11 protein-coding genes are annotated in these 16,002 nt (G+C 64.8%); 5 read left to right on the top strand and 6 right to left on the bottom strand.

Features of this window, described 5'->3' with window-relative positions; translation table 11 throughout:
• Positions 1–172 precede the first annotated feature (172 nt).
• The 3 genes from MM194_RS04750 (at position 173) to pepE (ending at position 3,686) form a co-directional block, all read left to right on the top strand.
• Complete coding sequence (locus MM194_RS04750) at positions 173–2,047, top strand: PhnD/SsuA/transferrin family substrate-binding protein (RefSeq protein ID WP_347006494.1); 1,875 nt, start codon at positions 173–175, stop codon at positions 2,045–2,047.
• Between the two features lies 1 nt (position 2,048).
• Positions 2,049–2,657, top strand: coding sequence for a response regulator (locus tag MM194_RS04755; protein ID WP_241342845.1), 609 nt, complete (start codon positions 2,049–2,051; stop codon positions 2,655–2,657).
• A gap of 300 nt (positions 2,658–2,957) precedes the next feature.
• Positions 2,958–3,686, top strand: a complete 729-nt coding sequence (gene pepE / locus MM194_RS04760; RefSeq protein ID WP_241342846.1) for a dipeptidase PepE — start codon at positions 2,958–2,960, stop codon at positions 3,684–3,686.
• A gap of 96 nt (positions 3,687–3,782) precedes the next feature.
• Here pepE and MM194_RS04765 read toward each other — a convergent pair whose 3' ends face one another.
• The 3 genes from MM194_RS04765 to MM194_RS04775 are packed head-to-tail and all read right to left on the bottom strand — an operon-like array spanning position 3,783 to position 6,889.
• Positions 3,783–5,324 (bottom strand): DHA2 family efflux MFS transporter permease subunit, encoded by a 1,542-nt coding sequence (locus MM194_RS04765; RefSeq protein WP_241342848.1) that lies wholly within the window; start codon positions 5,322–5,324, stop codon positions 3,783–3,785.
• Positions 5,325–5,331: 7 nt separating this feature from the next.
• Positions 5,332–6,423 carry an HlyD family secretion protein gene (locus MM194_RS04770; RefSeq protein ID WP_241342849.1) on the bottom strand — a complete coding sequence of 364 codons (1,092 nt, stop codon included), beginning with the start codon at positions 6,421–6,423 and terminating at the stop codon, positions 5,332–5,334.
• A 37-nt stretch (positions 6,424–6,460) separates the two neighbouring features.
• Positions 6,461–6,889, bottom strand: a complete 429-nt coding sequence (locus MM194_RS04775) for a MarR family transcriptional regulator (RefSeq protein WP_241342851.1) — start codon at positions 6,887–6,889, stop codon at positions 6,461–6,463.
• Between the two features lie 119 nt (positions 6,890–7,008).
• On the opposite strand from MM194_RS04775, the gene fumC reads away from it, so the two are divergent.
• The gene (fumC, locus tag MM194_RS04780; protein ID WP_241342853.1) at positions 7,009–8,400 is read left to right on the top strand and encodes a class II fumarate hydratase; all 1,392 of its coding nucleotides are present in this window, start codon (positions 7,009–7,011) and stop codon (positions 8,398–8,400) included.
• Positions 8,401–8,465: 65 nt separating this feature from the next.
• Here the strand turns inward: fumC and MM194_RS04785 are convergent, their stop codons facing one another.
• Entirely contained in the window at positions 8,466–8,903 is a 438-nt protein-coding gene (locus MM194_RS04785) for a VOC family protein (protein ID WP_241342854.1), read from the bottom strand.
• A 364-nt stretch (positions 8,904–9,267) separates the two neighbouring features.
• Here MM194_RS04785 and putA point away from each other — a divergent pair, with 364 nt between their 5' ends.
• On the top strand, positions 9,268–13,206 hold the full coding sequence (gene putA, locus MM194_RS04790) for a trifunctional transcriptional regulator/proline dehydrogenase/L-glutamate gamma-semialdehyde dehydrogenase (RefSeq protein WP_241342856.1): 3,939 nt from the start codon (positions 9,268–9,270) through the stop codon (positions 13,204–13,206).
• Between the two features lie 154 nt (positions 13,207–13,360).
• Here the strand turns inward: putA and alr are convergent, their stop codons facing one another.
• Together alr and dnaB are read right to left on the bottom strand one after the other, a co-directional pair.
• A complete protein-coding gene (alr, locus tag MM194_RS04795) occupies positions 13,361–14,434 on the bottom strand; it encodes an alanine racemase (protein WP_241342857.1) in 1,074 nt (357 codons plus the stop codon).
• Between the two features lie 147 nt (positions 14,435–14,581).
• Entirely contained in the window at positions 14,582–15,976 is a 1,395-nt protein-coding gene (gene dnaB / locus MM194_RS04800; RefSeq protein ID WP_033130625.1) for a replicative DNA helicase, read from the bottom strand.
• Positions 15,977–16,002: the final 26 nt, after the last annotated feature.

Here is a 16,002-nt window from a genome sequence, read left to right on the forward strand (position 1 = left end):
CCCGCCACAAAAATCCGTCTCTATTGTGGTTTTCCACATAGCGGGGGCCCCCTTGATCCAGCGCAAGAAAAGCGGCGGGCCTCTGGCCGAACTGTGACGGGCCCCCCATTGCACGCCCGACAGGGGGTCAAGCCGGCCCCTGATGCCCCTCCCGGTGATAGACTGGCCGCCTATGTTCGCGCCCCTGTTCCTCCAACCCTCGCCATCGTTCCGGTGCCAGCGGCTGAGCTGGCTGCTGTCCTGCCTGCTGCTCTGGCTGATGGCCCTGCCCGCTTTGGCCGCACCCGAGCCGAGCCACCCTGTGTCCGTATCAGTCCAAGCAGAGCCGGTGCGAGTCGGCGTGCTGGCGACTCGCGGCCTCCCCCTCGCCCGACAGCAGTGGCAACCGCTGATGGACTGGCTGGAGCAGAGGGTACCGAGCCAGCACTTCACGCTGGTGCCGCTGGAGCTCGACGGGCTGGCCGAGGCCGTCGCCGGGGAGCGGCTGGACTTTGTCATCACCAACCCGGGCCAGCTGGTCAGCCTGTCACGCCAGTATCCCCTCGCCTGGCTCGCGACCCTGAGGAGCCCGGACGGCGGTGACAACCTCGCCATCGGCGCCGCCCTGGTGGTGCGCGCCGACGCCCCCTTCCAGGGCTGGCAGGATCTCAAGGGAGAGGCGGTCGCCGCCGTGTCCCAGGAGGCCTTCGGTGGTTATCTCGCCTACCGTTTCGAGGCATACCAGCAAGGTGTACGGATAGATGACTTCTTTTCAGCGATAAACTTCACCGGATTCCCGCTGGATAGACTGATCTCCCAGCTGCAGCGCAAGGCGGTGGCCGCCGCCATAGTGCCGGTCTGCCAGCTCGAACGCATGGCCCAAGAGGGCAAGATTTCCTATGCGGATTTTCGGGTGCTCGACCAGCAGGCCGCCACCAGCCTCGGTTGCCAGAGCTCGACCCGGCTCTACCCCAACTGGTCCATCGCGAGCACGGAGCGGGTCTCCCCCACACTGGCGTTGGCGGTCACCCGCGCCCTGTTCGCCCTGCCCCCGGACAGCGAAGCCGCCCGTGCCGCCGACTCGGCGGGCTGGACTGTGCCCACCAGCTCCCTCGCCATCGACCGCCTGCTCAAGGAGCTGGATCGCCACCCCCTGCAGAGCCCCTGGTGGCAGGAGGCCTGGCACTGGCTACGTCAGCATCAAGAGTGGGGCTGGGGCGCCCTGCTGCTGCTGGCACTGCTCGGCGGCCACCACCTGCTGCTGCAACATCTGTTCAACCGCAGCCAGCGGCGGCTGCTCAGAGCCCGCCACCGGCTCGATGAGCAGGCGCGCCAGCTCGAGCAGGCCAGGCGCCTCGCGGAGCTCGGCGAGCTCGGCGCCAACATGGCCCACGAGATCAACCAGCCCCTGACAGCCATCGCCGGCTACAGCCAGGGCGCCCTGCGGCGTATCGCGAAACAAACACAAGCCCCGCAGGATCCCGCCCTGACCCTGGCCCTGGAGCAGATAGGCCAGCAGGTAGAGCGCATCAGCCAGACCATAGGGCGGCTGCGATCCCGCTGGCAGAAGCGGCCCCGCAGCCCTGAGCCCACGGATCTGGTGGCGCTGATGGCCCGGCTGACGCCGCTGCTGGAGCAGATGCTGGCGCCGCTCGGCGTCGAGCTGATCCTCCGTTGGCAGGGCCAGCCACGCCGGATCCTGCTGGATGGCACCGGGGTGGAGCAACTGCTGGTGAACCTCGTCAAGAATGGCGCCGAGAGCGCGGCGCAAACGGAAGAGACAGAACCCAGGGTTGAGCTGCGAATCGCCTTCGAGCCGGATCGGCTGCGGCTGGAGGTGCAGGACAACGGCCCCGGCCTCACGGCCTCCCAGGCCCAGCTGCGGCAGGCGTTTTACAGCAGCAAGGCCGATGGCATGGGGCTCGGCCTCGCCATCTGCCGGGACGTGGTGGAGTTTCACCGCGGCCACTTCAGCCTGAGGGACGCCCAACCCCGGGGCTGCCTCGCCCGGGTCGAGCTCCCCGTCCCGCCACCGGAGGCCGATGCCTCCCAACCCCCGAGGAACTGACATGTCGACCACAGACCAACTCCCGCTCTATCTGGTCGATGACGATAGGGCCGTGCTCGACTCCCTTTGCTTCATGCTGGAGAGCTGCGATCTGGCGCTCAGCTGCTTTGACGATGGGGAGCGCTTCCTCGCCGAGGTGGCGCTCCACCAGCCCGCCTGCCTGATCCTGGATTGCCGCATGCCGGGGCTGTCGGGCCCCGAGTTGCAGCAGCGGCTGAAGGAGGCCCAGAGCCCCATCGCCATCCTCTTTCTCACCGGCCACGGGGACGTGCCCCTGGCGGTGGAATCCTTGAAACAGGGGGCGGTCGACTTCCTGCAAAAACCGGTGCAGCTCGCCCCCCTGCTAAGTGCCATCGAGCGGGCCTGGCAAGCCACGCAAGCGGCGGCAACCCACCTTGAACACCAGCGTGCCTACCGTCGCCTCACCCCTCGCGAACACCAGCTGTTGCAGCTCATCGCCCTGGGCCACAAGAACCAGCAAATCGCGAGCAGGCTCTGCATCTCGGTGCGCACCGTCGAGGTGTGCCGCGCCAGCCTGATGCGGCGGCTCGAGGTCGACTCCCTGGCCGAGCTGATGCTGCTCTATGCAGACGTCCATTCGGCGCCCTGATGGCAGGGGGCCATCCGGCCAAAAAACACGCACTCCGTCGGCCGCCGGACACAAAACGCGGTGAGATCACACACTTGGCGGCGCTATGGGGGTATGGTGCCCCCTCTCTTTTTCAGAACCTGTTCACGAGCTGTGACGAGAGGTCGTCAGCAAGGTAAAGCGCAGCGCAGGAACCGGAGCGTATAGATATACGTGAGGATGCCGAGCAGCACATGAGCCTTGATCACGGCCTCACAGTAAGATCGTGAATAGGTTATCAGGGTCAGTTGACCCTGCGCCTTTCGATATCTAGGAGTCACTATGGAACTGCTTCTTCTGAGCAACGGTAAAGCCACCGAATACCCTGGCCTGCTGGGCTGGGCCCGTGAGCGGGTGCAGAGCCTGCTCGCCCGCAAACAGGTCAAGCGCATCCTGCTCATCCCCTACGCGGTGATCCGCAGTGACTGGGACGCCCGCGCCAATGAGCTCGGCGAGAGCCTGGGAGTGGAGGCCATCAGCATCCACCAGTTCGACGATCCGGTGGAGGCTATCAATCAGGCCGATGCCATCTTCATCAGCGGGGGCAACACCTGGCGCCTGAACCAGCTGCTGCACGAATATGGCCTGGTGGTGCCGATCCAACGCGCGGTGCGCGAGCGCGGCGTGCCCTATGTGGGCTGGAGCGCCGGTTGCAACGTGGCAACCCCGAGCATTCGCACCACCAACGACATGCCGGTGTGCAACGCCGCCGTGCTGCCGGCCCTCGGCCTCTTCCCCCAGCAGATCAATCCCCACTATCTGGATGCCAGCATCAGCGGTCACATGGGGGAAACTCGGGACGAGCGCCTCGCCGAGTTCTGTGCCATCAACCCGAGCGAGCACGTGGTGGCCCTGCGCGAGGCCAGCCTGCTCCAAATAAGTGGCGAGACCATCGAATACTGGAGCGCCCGCGGCGAGGGCTTCAAGATCTTCAAGCACGGCGAGACGCCTCAGGAGTTTATGGACGCCACTCCGCTGGCCAGGCTAACCCCCTTCGCCCCCAAGGTGTGACGACGTAGGCGTGACACGCACATGATGAAAAGAGGGATGGCCTGAGCCATCCCTCTTTTTTATCCGCGTTTAACCGCGAGACGCCAGGGCAACCCCCTATTCCAGGATCGCCATCTCGTCGCGCTTGCCGGTACCCCCCTTGGGGGTCTTGAGCAGCACCACCAACGGGATGGCGCACAGGGTCACCCACATCATCAAGCGGAAGTCCTGCAGATAGGCGAGCAGGCTGGCCTGACGAGTCACCTCACCGTTGAGCATGGCGAGCCCCTTGGGGGTCATCAGCGCCGCCGCCCCCATTCCCTGCTGCAATCCTGTGTTGAAGGGGGTGATGTAGGAGGCGAACACCTCGTGGTTCATCTGGGTGCGCTGGGCCAGATAGGTGATCACCACTGAGATGCCGATGCTGCTGCCGATGTTGCGCACCAGGCTGAACAGCGCCGTCCCCTCGTTGCGATAGCGCGGCGCCAGAGTCGCGAAGGTGATGGTGGAGAGCGGCACGAAGATGAAGCCGAGCCCCAGCCCCTGCACTATGCCGGTGCGCACTATGTCCCAGCTGCTGATATCGGTGTTGAACAGGGTCATCTCCCACATGGAGAAGCTGGTGAGCAGCAACCCGGTCAGGATCAGGTAACGCACATCCACCCGGCCCGACAGCCTGCCCACCAGCATCATGGCGAACATGGTGCCGACCCCGCGCGGGGCGAGCAGATAACCGACGTCGATGACCGGATAGCCCATCAACCCCTGCATGAAGGGGGGCAGCAGGGTCATGGTCGCCAGCAGGATGATGCCGATGATGAAGATGAACACCAGCCCGACGCTGAAGTTGCGATCCTTGAACAGGGCCGGCTCTATGTAGGGGTGCTTGTGGGTGAAGATGTGCACCACGAACAGGTAAAACGCCATCACCATCAAGATGGTCTCGATGACGATCTCCGGGCTCGCGAACCAGTTCTGGGACTCCCCTCTGTCCAGCGCCATCTGCAGCGCCCCTATCCCCAGACTGAGCAGGGCGAAACCCAGCAGATCGAAGCGGCGGCTCGCATCGAGCCTGGTCTCCTCGATGAAGGCGGCGAGGCCGAACCAGGCCAGCAGGCCGAACGGCAGGTTGATGTAGAACACCCAGCGCCAGTTGTAATACTCGGTCAGCCAGCCACCCAGGGATGGCCCCAGGATGGGGCCCACCATGACACCTATGCCCCAGAGCGCCATGGCGGAGCCGTGTTTCTCCGGCGGGTAGGTGTCGAGCAGCACCGCCTGGGAAAGGGGCACCAGGCTGGCGCCGAAGATCCCCTGCAACAGGCGGAACAGCACTATTTGATCCAGGCTCTGGGCCGCGCCACACAGCATGGAGGCGACGGTGAAGCCCGCCACCGACCACATGAACAGCCTTTTACGGCCGATCCTCGCCGAGATGAAACCGGTCAGCGGCATGAAGATGGCCGCCGCCACTATGTAGGAGGTCAGCACCCAGGAGATCTGATCCTGGGTGGCCCCCATGGCCCCCTGCATGTGGGGCAGGGCGACGTTGGCGATGGTGGTGTCCAGCGCCTGCATGATGGTGGCCAACATCACCGACAGGGTGATGAAGCCACGCTGGGAGCTTTGATCGGCCCCCTGATGGCTTTGCGTTGTCATATCAACCTCAGAATGACCAGCCCAGCAGGCTGCGTTTGTGGCCGGTGTCGATCTTGGTCATGGCGCTCAGGCCCGCCCGCAACACGGGCTGATCCGTCACCTCATCGAGCTTGATCCGCACCGCCACCCGCTGGGCGATCTTGACCCAGTTGCCGGTGGCGTTCTGAGCCGGGATCACCGAGAACTCGGAGCCGGTGGCCGGGCTCAGGCTCTGCACCACCCCGTGCCAGCGGGCATCGGGATAGGTATCCACGCTGATGTCCACCTGCTGGCCTGGCTGCACATGGGTCAGTTCTGTCTCGGTGAAGTTCGCCTCTATCCAGGGGCTGTCCGTCTCCACCAGCATCATGGCGGTCATGCCCACCAGGCTGTATTGGCCGGGCTTGGGCAACTGGCTGGCGATGCCGTTGGCGGGGGCATAAATCTTGGTGCGGGCGAGATCCAGCTTGGCCTTGGCGAGACCGGCCGCCGCTTCCTGATAGGCGGGTTGCTGCTCGACCGGCAGGTTGACGTCGCCGTTCAGGGAGGCCTCTATCTGCTTGAGCCCCTCTTCCAGCGCCACCTGTTGCTGGGCGGTCTGGATGGTGAGCTGGCGCGCATCATCATAGTTGGCGGTGGAGGTGAAGTGCTTGGCCACCAGATCCGCCTGACGGTGCTCCTCTTTCAGGGCATAGGCATGACGGGTGCGGGCCACGTCGATCTCCGCCTGCTGACCGCGATAGCTGGTCTGCAGCGCCACCAGATCGGTGCGCACCTTGGCCAGCTCCGCCTCGGCCTTGGTCACCGCCACCTGGAAGGATTCAGGATCCAGCTCGAACATCAGCTGGCCAGATGTGACCTGCTCGTTCTCGCCGACATAGACCTTGGCCACCCGGCCCAGCACCTCGGTACTGATGGGCACCTTGTCGGCCTTCACGTAGGCGTTGTCGGTCTCGACGTAACGGCCACCCAGCATGTAGATGGCGCCTATACCGAGCAGGGCCAGCGCCGGTACCACCACCAGCAACAGCAGGCGGGTCCGGCGGCGGTTGGCGTCGGGGCTCGGGGCAACGGGGCTCGGTGAGACGAGGCCCTGGGAGGAGGGAGAAGTGGCATTCATAAAAACGCTCCGCTAATGGTGCTTGAAGGAGAAAGGATCAGGAGTGGGAGAGATTGGTGCGCAGGGTCTTGAGGGAGTCGCAGAGCGAGCGTGTCGCCTCCTCTCCCAGCTCGCCGATGGCGCGCTGATGCACCGCCGCCGAGGCCTGCTTGATCATCGCGAGATAGGGGGTCGCCGCCTCGGTCAGATAGAGCTGATAGGCCCGTCGATCGCTGGGATCGTTGCGTCGCTCCACCAGGCCGTTCTCGGCCAGCTGATCGAGCTGCCGCGCCAGGGTGATGGGCTGGATATCCAGCCGCTCCGCCAACTCCACCTGGCGGATCCCCTCATCGCGGGCGATATGGACCAGGGCGCGCGCCTGGGCCAGGGTCAGGCAACTGCCTTCCAGCTGCTGCTGGAACTGACGGCGCATCAGGCGCTGCACGTCGCCGATCAGGAAGCCGATGGAGTCGGGTTGTTTGTTCATCATAGCCAACCTATATAATAAGCTTTACTTATTATATGCAAGGCGCAGAAATAAGCAAACTGGCCTCGGCCGCCCTTTATGGTCATGCTAGGGAACACCCAATCGGCAGGAGAGCGCGGATGAACATCAGGATGGAAAGAGACAGCCTGGGGGAGATAGCCGTCCCGGCGGACAGACTGTGGGGCGCCCAGACCCAGCGCTCCCTGCATCACTTCAACATCTCGGGGGAGCGCCAGCCCAGGGAGATCATCCTGGCCCTCGCCCGCATCAAGGCGGCCTGCGCCCGGGTCAACCACGATCTCGGGCTGCTGCCGGCGCGCAAGGCCCAGGCCATCATGGCCGCCGCCGACGAGATCCTGTGCGGCCAGCACGGGGAGGAGTTTCCGCTGATGGTGTGGCAGACCGGCTCGGGCACCCAGACCAACATGAACCTCAACGAGGTGCTGGCGAACCGGGCCAGCGAGCTGCTCGGCGGCGCCCGGGGCGAGGCACGGCTGGTGCACCCCAACGATGAGGTGAACAAGAGCCAGTCCAGCAACGACGTCTTCCCGAGCGCCATGAACCTGGCCGCCGTCATCGCCATCACGGGGCAGTTGCTGCCGGCGCTGGTCACCCTCAAGGAGACCCTCGCCAGCAAGGCCGCCGCCTTCGACGACATCGTCAAGATTGGCCGCACCCACCTGCAGGATGCCACCCCCCTCACCCTGGGGCAGGAGATCTCCGGCTGGGTCGCCCAGCTCGAACATGGGGAGCGCCACCTGCGCGCCGCCCTGCCCCACCTCTATGAGCTGGCACTCGGCGGCACGGCGGTGGGCACAGGGCTCAACTGCCCCCCCGGCTTCGCCGAGGCGGTGGCCAAGACCCTCGCCGAGCAGACGGGCCTGCCACTGGTCAGCGCCCCCAACAAGTTCGAGGCGCTGGCGGCGAGCGATGCCCAGGTCCATGCCCACGGCGCCCTCAAGACGCTGGCGGCGTCCCTCATGAAGATCGCCAACGACGTGCGCTGGCTCGCGAGCGGCCCCCGCAGCGGACTCGGGGAGCTGATCATCCCCGAGAACGAGCCCGGCTCCTCCATCATGCCGGGCAAGGTCAACCCGACCCAGAGCGAGGCACTCACCATGCTGTGCGCCCAGGTGATGGGCAACGACGTGGCCATCAACATCGGCGGCGCCAGCGGCAACTTCGAGCTCAATGTATTCAGGCCCATGATCGCACACAACTTCCTGCAGAGCGTGCGGCTGCTGGCGGACGGCATGAAGAGCTTCAACGAGCACTGCGCCCTCGGCATCAGTCCGAACCGGGCCCGCATCGACGAGCTGCTGGCCAGCTCCCTGATGCTGGTGACGGCGCTCAATCCCCACATCGGCTACGACAAGGCGGCCGAGATCGCCAAGCACGCCCATCACCAAGGGCTGAGCCTGAGGGAGGCCGCCATCGCCTCGGGCCACCTCACGGCGCAGCAGTTCGATGCCTGGGTGGTGCCCGCTGACATGGTGGGGCGCAGCAAATAAGGCCAGAAGCAGGCTATATAGATAAAAAGGGCGCCATGGCGCCCTTTTTCATGATAACCCCGCTATCAGGTCTTGCTCTGGCAGTTGAACATCCAGTGGGTGCCAAACTTGTCGACCAGAGATCCGAAGTAGTCCCCCCAGAACATCTCCTGCAACGCCATCTCCACCTTGCCCCCCACCCCCAGGGCCGCAAATAACCTGTCGGTCTCGGCGCGGCTGTCCGGCTCCAGGTTGAGGTAGCTGTTGTTGCCCTGCACCAGGGTGAAACCCATGCTGGCGGGGGCATCCGTTCCCATCAGCACATGGCCGCCGAGGATGGCGAGCTCCACATGCATCACCAGCTCCTCGTCCGCCTCGGACAGGGCGGGCTGGCCCGGGCAGCCGGGGGAATCCTTGAATCTGTGGATGGGGCCGTTGAAGTCGCCGCCGAACACCTCCCGGTAGAACAGGAAGGCCGCCTCCGTCTCCCGGGGAAAATTGAGATAGGTACTGACACGTGCCATGGTGATCTCCTTGTCACTGATGTGGCTGGCCCGCTGGCCAGCTATCAGCATAGAAGAATCGGCCGCGGGTGCTCCCTCGCCTGATGGCGGAGGTCATACGATCAAAGAGCAACCTCACATCACTCTGGGTTGCACCTTTTTCCAAGGCAAAGGGAGGCAAGCCACCAAGTCCCTCATCTCCCAGCAAAAAATACCGGTGGCGGCACCTCGTCCGGCCCTATCCCCAGCCCATATGGCACGGCTTAATTCAGCAATGTAGCGCAGGCATTAAAATTTATAACTTGCGGGTTGCACCAGGTTGCACCATTATCGCCAAAATTTAACCATCCGGTAATACTGTTACCTTCTCGACACAGGAAGTCCCATGGCCACCACCACTCTTGGCGTTAAACTCGATGATGCGACCCGCGACCGGCTCAAGCAGGCGGCGCAGACCCTGGATCGCACCCCCCACTGGTTGATCAAGCAGGCGATCTTCACCTATCTGGAACAGCTGGATCGTGGCCTGACCCCGCCCGAGCAGTCCGGCCTGGCCGCCGCCGGGGAAGAAGCCGTCGAGGCGCTGACCGAGCAGGGTATCCAGGTCTTCCTCGAGTTCGCCGAGAGCATCTTGCCGCAGTCCGTGCTGCGCGCCGCCATCACCTCCGCCTATCGCCGTCCCGAGACCGAGGCCGTGCCCATGCTGCTGGAGCAGGCCCGCCTGCCCAAGGACAAGGCCGAGGCGACCCAGAAGCTCGCCTTGAGCATTGCCGAGAAGCTGCGCAACCAGAAGGGTGCCAGCGGCCGTCAGGGCCTGGTGCAGGGCCTGTTGCAGGAGTTCTCCCTCTCCTCCCAGGAAGGGGTGGCGCTGATGTGTCTGGCGGAGGCGCTGCTGCGCATCCCGGACAAGGCGACCCGTGACGCCCTCATCCGCGACAAGATCAGTGGCGGCAACTGGAGCCAGCATCTGGGCAACAGCACCTCATTGTTCGTCAACGCCGCCTCCTGGGGCCTGCTCATCACCGGCAAGCTGGTGGCCACCCATAACGAGGCGGGCCTGAATACCTCCCTCAAGGGCTTGATCAGCAAGGGCGGTGAGCCGCTGATCCGCAAGGGCGTCGACATGGCCATGCGGCTGATGGGGGAGCAGTTCGTCACCGGCGAGACCATAGCCGAGGCGCTGGCGAACGCCGGCAGCACCGAGAGCAAGGGCTTCCGCTACTCCTACGACATGCTGGGCGAGGCGGCCCTGACCGAGGAGGACGCCAAGCGCTATCTGGCCTCCTACGAGCAGGCCATCCACGCCATCGGCAAGGCCTCCCACGGCCGCGGTATTTACGAGGGTCCGGGCATATCCATCAAGCTCTCCGCCCTGCATCCGCGCTACAGCCGCGCCCAGTATGATCGCGTCATGGAGGAGCTCTACCCCACCCTGCTCTCCTTGACCCAGCTCGCCAAGCAGTACGACATCGGCATCAACATCGACGCCGAGGAAGCCGACCGCTTGGAGATCTCGCTCGATCTATTGGAAAGGCTCTGCTTCGACCCGAGCCTCGCCGACTGGAACGGCATCGGTTTCGTCATCCAGGCCTATCAGAAGCGCTGCCCCTATGTGATCGACTACGTCATCGATCTCGCCAAGCGCAGCCGTCACCGCCTGATGATCCGGCTGGTGAAGGGCGCCTACTGGGACAGCGAGATCAAGCGCGCCCAGCAGGATGGCCTGGAAGGCTACCCGGTTTACACTCGCAAGCCCTATACCGATCTCTCCTACCTCGCCTGCGCCCGCAAGCTGTTGGCGGTGCCGGAAGCCATCTACCCGCAGTTTGCCACCCACAACGCCCACTCCCTGTCGGCCATCTACCAGTTGGCGGGGCAGAACTACTACCCGGGCCAGTACGAGTTCCAGTGCCTGCACGGCATGGGTGAGCCGCTCTACGAGCAGGTGGTCGGCAAGGTCGCCGACGGCAAGCTCGGTCGCCCCTGCCGCATCTATGCGCCGGTCGGCAGCCACGAGACCCTGCTCGCCTACCTAGTGCGCCGCCTGCTGGAGAACGGGGCCAACACCTCCTTCGTCAACCGCATCGCGGACAACAACATCTCCCTCTCGGATCTGGTGCAGGATCCGGTGCAGCAGATCGAGCAGATGGCCGCCCGCGAAGGCACCCTGGGCCTGCCACACCCGCGCATCCCCCTGCCCCGTGATCTGTACGGTGAGGCCCGCCCGAACTCCGAAGGGCTGGATCTCGCGAACGAACATCGCCTCGGATCCCTGTCCGCAGCCCTGCTCGGCAGCACCAATACCCGCTATCAGGCAGTCCCCATGCTGGGCACCGAGGTGCCGGCATCGACCGAGTTCCAGCCTGTGGTCAACCCGGCGGATCACCGTGACATCGTCGGTCAGGTGAGCGAAGCCACATCGGAGCTGGTCGATCAGGCACTCGCCTGCGCCCTGGCCAGCGGCCAGATCTGGCAATCGACCCCGCCGACCGAGCGTGCCGCCGTGCTGGACAGAGCCGCCAATCTGATGGAATCCGAGCTGCAACCCCTGATGGGCCTGCTGGTGCGCGAATCCGGCAAGACCTTCAGCAACGCCATCGCCGAGGTGCGCGAGGCGGTCGACTTCCTGCGCTACTACGCCGCCCAGGCCCGCAACCACTTCGCCAACGACAGCCACAGACCGCTGGGCCCCGTGGTCTGTATCAGCCCCTGGAACTTCCCGCTGGCCATCTTCAGCGGTCAGGTCTGCGCCGCGCTGGCAGCCGGCAATACGGTGCTGGCGAAACCCGCCGAGCAGACCCCCCTCATCGCCGCCCAGGCGGTGCGCATCCTGCGCGAGGCAGGGGTCCCCGAGGGCGCGGTGCAACTGCTGCCGGGCCGCGGTGAGACGGTGGGCGCGGCGCTTATCGCCGACGAGCGGGTGCGCGGCGTCATGTTCACCGGCTCCACCGAGGTTGCGGGCATCATCTCCCGCAACCTGGCCGGTCGCCTCGACGCCCAGGGTCGCACCATCCCCCTCATCGCCGAGACCGGTGGCCAGAACGCCATGATCGTCGACTCCTCCGCCCTGACCGAACAGGTGGTGATGGACGTCATCTCCTCCGCGTTCGACAGCGCCGGTCAGCGTTGCTCCGCCCTGCGGGTGCTGTGCGTGCAGGAAGACGTGGCGGATCGGGTGATCCGCATGCTCAAGGGGGCCATGGCCGAGTACAAGGTCGGCAACCCCGAGCACCTCTCCACCGACATAGGCCCGGTGATCGATGCCGAGGCCAAGGCCAACATCGAGCAACACATCAAGGCCATGAGCGACAAGGGCCGCAGGGTGCATCAAATTGCCCGTGCGCAAGGTGCCGATTACAGCCGCGGCACCTTCGTGCTGCCGACGCTCATCGAGCTCGACAGCCTGGATGAACTTGGCCGCGAGGTGTTCGGCCCCGTGCTGCACCTGGTGCGCTACCCGCGCGCCAAGCTCGGCGAACTGCTCAGCCAGATCAACGACAGCGGCTACGGCCTGACCCTGGGGGTGCATACCCGGATCGACGAGACCATAGCCCAGGTGGTCAACACCGCCAAGGTCGGCAACCTCTACGTGAACCGCAACATAGTGGGTGCCGTGGTAGGGGTGCAGCCCTTCGGTGGCGAGGGTCTCTCCGGCACCGGTCCCAAGGCCGGTGGTCCGCTCTACATGTACCGCCTGCTGGCGACCCGCCCGCAGGATGCGGTGGCCAGCCATCTGCGCCAGGAGCCGGGTGCAATCCAGCGCACCGAGGCGACCAAGCCGGTCCTGCAGGCGCTGCGCAACTGGGCAGCCAAGCAAGAGAAAGCGCTGGTAGCCCTGTGCGACCAGTATGGCGAGCTGGCCCAGAGCGGTCTGACCCAGGTGCTGGTCGGCCCCACCGGTGAGCGCAACACTTACAGCCTGCTACCCAGGGAGCGGGTGCTCTGTCTGGCGGAAGATAAAGCGGATCTGCTGGCCCAGCTGGCGGCCTGTCTCGCGGTCGGGACGCAAGTGCTGTGGCAGGACAACGCCCAGAACCGCACCCTGCAATCTGGCCTGCCGGCCGAGGTGCGTAGCCGCATCCAGCTGGTGGCGGACTGGGCCAACGGCGACATCGGCTTCGATGCCCTGTTGCACCACGGTGACTCGGATCAGCTGATCGAGGTGAGCAAGCTTGCCGCCGCCCGTGCTGGCGCCATCGTCGGTGTGCACGGCCTGCACCGTGGCGAGACCGATATCCCGCTGGAGCGCCTGCTGATCGAGCACGCCCTCTCGGTCAACACCGCCGCCGCCGGTGGCAACGCCAGCCTGATGACCATAGGCTAAGCACCACACACCGACAGAGAGCCAGGCCCCGCAGACGCGGGGCTTGTTCTTTCGGCCATGGGATAAACGAGCATAAAAGAAGGCCGCCCTTATCGGGGCGGCCTTCTTGTTCCCCCTTCTCCCCTCGCGGGAGAAGGGTCGGGGATGAGGGGGGTTAAACGTACTCCATAAACACTCTGGAGGTGAGCTTGGTGATCAGCTCGTAGGGAATGGTGCCTATCTCCTCGGCGACCCGCTCCACTGGCAAACCTTCGCCCCAGAGCACGGCCTCGTCGCCAGCCTTGTCGGTGGCGCCAGGGCCGAGATCCACGGTGGTCATGTCCATGGAGACCCTGCCCACCAGGGGCACTATGCGGCCATTCACCAGCACAGAGGTGCCATTGGGCGCCATGCGGGGATAGCCGTCACCATAGCCGATGGCGATGACGCCGAGCCGGGTATCCCGGGTCGACACCCAGTTGGCACCGTAGCCCACCGGCTCGCCTGCCTTGTGATCGCGCACCGCGATGAGCTGGGTCTTGAGGGTCATCACCGGCTTGAGGTCGTAATCCGCCGCCACCGTGTTCGGGAAGGGGGAGACGCCGTAGAGGATGACGCCGGGGCGCACCCAGTCGCAATGGGAATCGGGCCAAGCCAGGATGCCCGCCGAGTTCGCCATGGCACGTTCGCCCGCCAGAGGGGCTGTCAACTTGCTGAACAAGTCGATCTGCTCGCGGGTGGTGGCCTGCTCCAGCTCATCGGAGCGGCTGAAGTGGGTCATGATGTTGAACGGCTGCACCACGTTCTTGCATTTGGCGAGGCGCTCGATAAAGGCGGGCATCTCGTCGGCCCGCACCCCAAGCCGGTGCATGCCGGTATCGAGCTTGAGCCAGGCCACCACAGGGGCCGGCAGCTCGGCCTGCTCCAGCGCTTCCAGCTGCTCCCAGGTGTGTACCGCGGTCTGCAGGTTGTTGGCCGCCAGCACGGGCAAGTCTGCGCTCGAGAAGAAGCCTTCCAGCAGCACTATGGGTTTGACCACGGCGCAGGAGCGCAGCATCAGCGCCTCCTCGATGCGGGCCACCGCATAGGCATCCGCGTCCACCAGGGTGCGGGCGACCGGCAGCAGGCCATGGCCATAGGCGTTGGCCTTGACCACGGCGATGATCTTGCAGGAAGGGGCGTGGCGTTTGACCACGGCGAGGTTGTGGCGCAGGGCCGTCGTATCGATTTGGGCAATAGCCGCTTTCATCTGTTTTCCCTTACGAGGGCATGATGGCGCACGCGCGCCAGGCACCGAGTGGTGTCATCCCTTAATAGTCATCGTCTAAGGCCGGACCGGCAGAATTGTCGAACCGGGAAAACTGTGTCTGGTATCCGGGGCGATCTCGACCCCGGCTTAGTAGTCATCATCAAACGCCGGGCCGGCGTAGTTGTCGAACCGGGAGAACTGACCCTGGAAGGTGAGGCGCACCCGGCCTATGGGGCCGTTACGCTGCTTGCCGATGATGATCTCGGCAATCCCCTTGTCGGGACTGTCATCGTGATAAACCTCATCACGGTAGATAAACATGATCAGATCCGCGTCCTGCTCGATGGAGCCTGATTCACGCAGGTCCGAGTTGACCGGACGCTTGTCGGCCCGCTGCTCTAGGCTTCGGTTCAACTGGGAGAGCGCCACCACGGGGCACTGCAGCTCTTTCGCCAGCGCCTTGAGGGAGCGGGAGATCTCGCCGATTTCCAGGGTCCGGTTGTCGGACAGCGCGGGCACCCGCATCAGCTGCAGGTAGTCGATCATGATCATGCTGAGGCCTCCGTGCTCGCGGGCGATGCGCCGCGCACGGGAACGCACGTCGGTCGGGGTCAGGCCGGAGGCGTCATCGATGTACATCTTGCCCTTCTCCAGCAGCAGCCCCATGGTGGAGGAGAGGCGCGCCCAATCTTCGTCGTCGAGCTGGCCGGTCCGCACCTTGGTCTGATCGATGCGCCCGACCGAGGCGAGCATACGCATGATGATCTGCTCGGAGGGCATCTCCAGGGAGAAGATCAGCACCGGTTTGTCGGCGGTGAGCGCCGCGTGCTCGCACAGGTTCATGGCAAACGTCGTCTTGCCCATGGAGGGACGGGCCGCCACTATGATGAGATCCGAGCGCTGCAGGCCGGCGGTCATCTTGTCGAGATCGCCGTAACCGCTGGAGACGCCAGTCACCCCGTTGTGAGGGGTCTTGAACAGCTCTTCAATCTTGTCGACCGTCTGCTCCAGGATGAGCTTGAGCGGCTGGGGGCCCTCGTTGGCGCTGGTGCGCTGCTCGGCAATCTGGAACACCTTGCTCTCGGCCAAGTCCAGCAGATCGCCGGAGGTACGGCCCTGGGGCTCGTAACCCGCCTCGACTATCTCGTTGGCGACCGAGATCATCTCCCGTACCACGGCCCGCTCACGCACGATTTCGGCGTAGGCGTTGATGTTGGCGGCGCTCGGGGTGTTCTTGGCGATCTCCACCAGATAGGCAAAACCTCCCGACTCTTCCAACTGCTCGGAGCGCTCCAGCTCCTCCTGCAATGTGATGAGATCGATGGGGTTACCCGCGTTGGAGAGACGGGTCATGGCCTGGAAGATGAGACGGTGGGGACGGCTGTAGAAATCCTTGTCGATCACCCGCTCGGCGACCCTGTCCCAGGCCTCGTTGTCCAGCATCAGGCCGCCCAGTACGGACTGCTCGGCCTCAAAGGAGTGGGGGGGAACTTTCAGCTGTTGTGTCTTGGCGTCTTTTTTCGCCGTCACTTGCTCTGCCATACACATAAAAACCGCAGCGGGAAGGG

It is taken from the genome of Aeromonas sp. MR16 (genome assembly GCF_022549315.1).
GTDB classification, from domain to species: Bacteria; Pseudomonadota; Gammaproteobacteria; order Enterobacterales; family Aeromonadaceae; genus Aeromonas; species Aeromonas aquatica.

Coding starts and splice junctions, on each gene's coding strand:
- MM194_RS04750 (WP_347006494.1), top strand. CDS start 173: ATGTTCGCGCCCCTGTTCCTCCAACCCTCGCCATCGTTCCGGTGCCAG.
- MM194_RS04755 (WP_241342845.1), top strand. CDS start 2,049: ATGTCGACCACAGACCAACTCCCGCTCTATCTGGTCGATGACGATAGG.
- pepE (WP_241342846.1), top strand. CDS start 2,958: ATGGAACTGCTTCTTCTGAGCAACGGTAAAGCCACCGAATACCCTGGC.
- MM194_RS04765 (WP_241342848.1), bottom strand. CDS start 5,324: ATGACAACGCAAAGCCATCAGGGGGCCGATCAAAGCTCCCAGCGTGGC.
- MM194_RS04770 (WP_241342849.1), bottom strand. CDS start 6,423: ATGAATGCCACTTCTCCCTCCTCCCAGGGCCTCGTCTCACCGAGCCCC.
- MM194_RS04775 (WP_241342851.1), bottom strand. CDS start 6,889: ATGAACAAACAACCCGACTCCATCGGCTTCCTGATCGGCGACGTGCAG.
- fumC (WP_241342853.1), top strand. CDS start 7,009: ATGAACATCAGGATGGAAAGAGACAGCCTGGGGGAGATAGCCGTCCCG.
- MM194_RS04785 (WP_241342854.1), bottom strand. CDS start 8,903: ATGGCACGTGTCAGTACCTATCTCAATTTTCCCCGGGAGACGGAGGCG.
- putA (WP_241342856.1), top strand. CDS start 9,268: ATGGCCACCACCACTCTTGGCGTTAAACTCGATGATGCGACCCGCGAC.
- alr (WP_241342857.1), bottom strand. CDS start 14,434: ATGAAAGCGGCTATTGCCCAAATCGATACGACGGCCCTGCGCCACAAC.
- dnaB (WP_033130625.1), bottom strand. CDS start 15,976: ATGGCAGAGCAAGTGACGGCGAAAAAAGACGCCAAGACACAACAGCTG.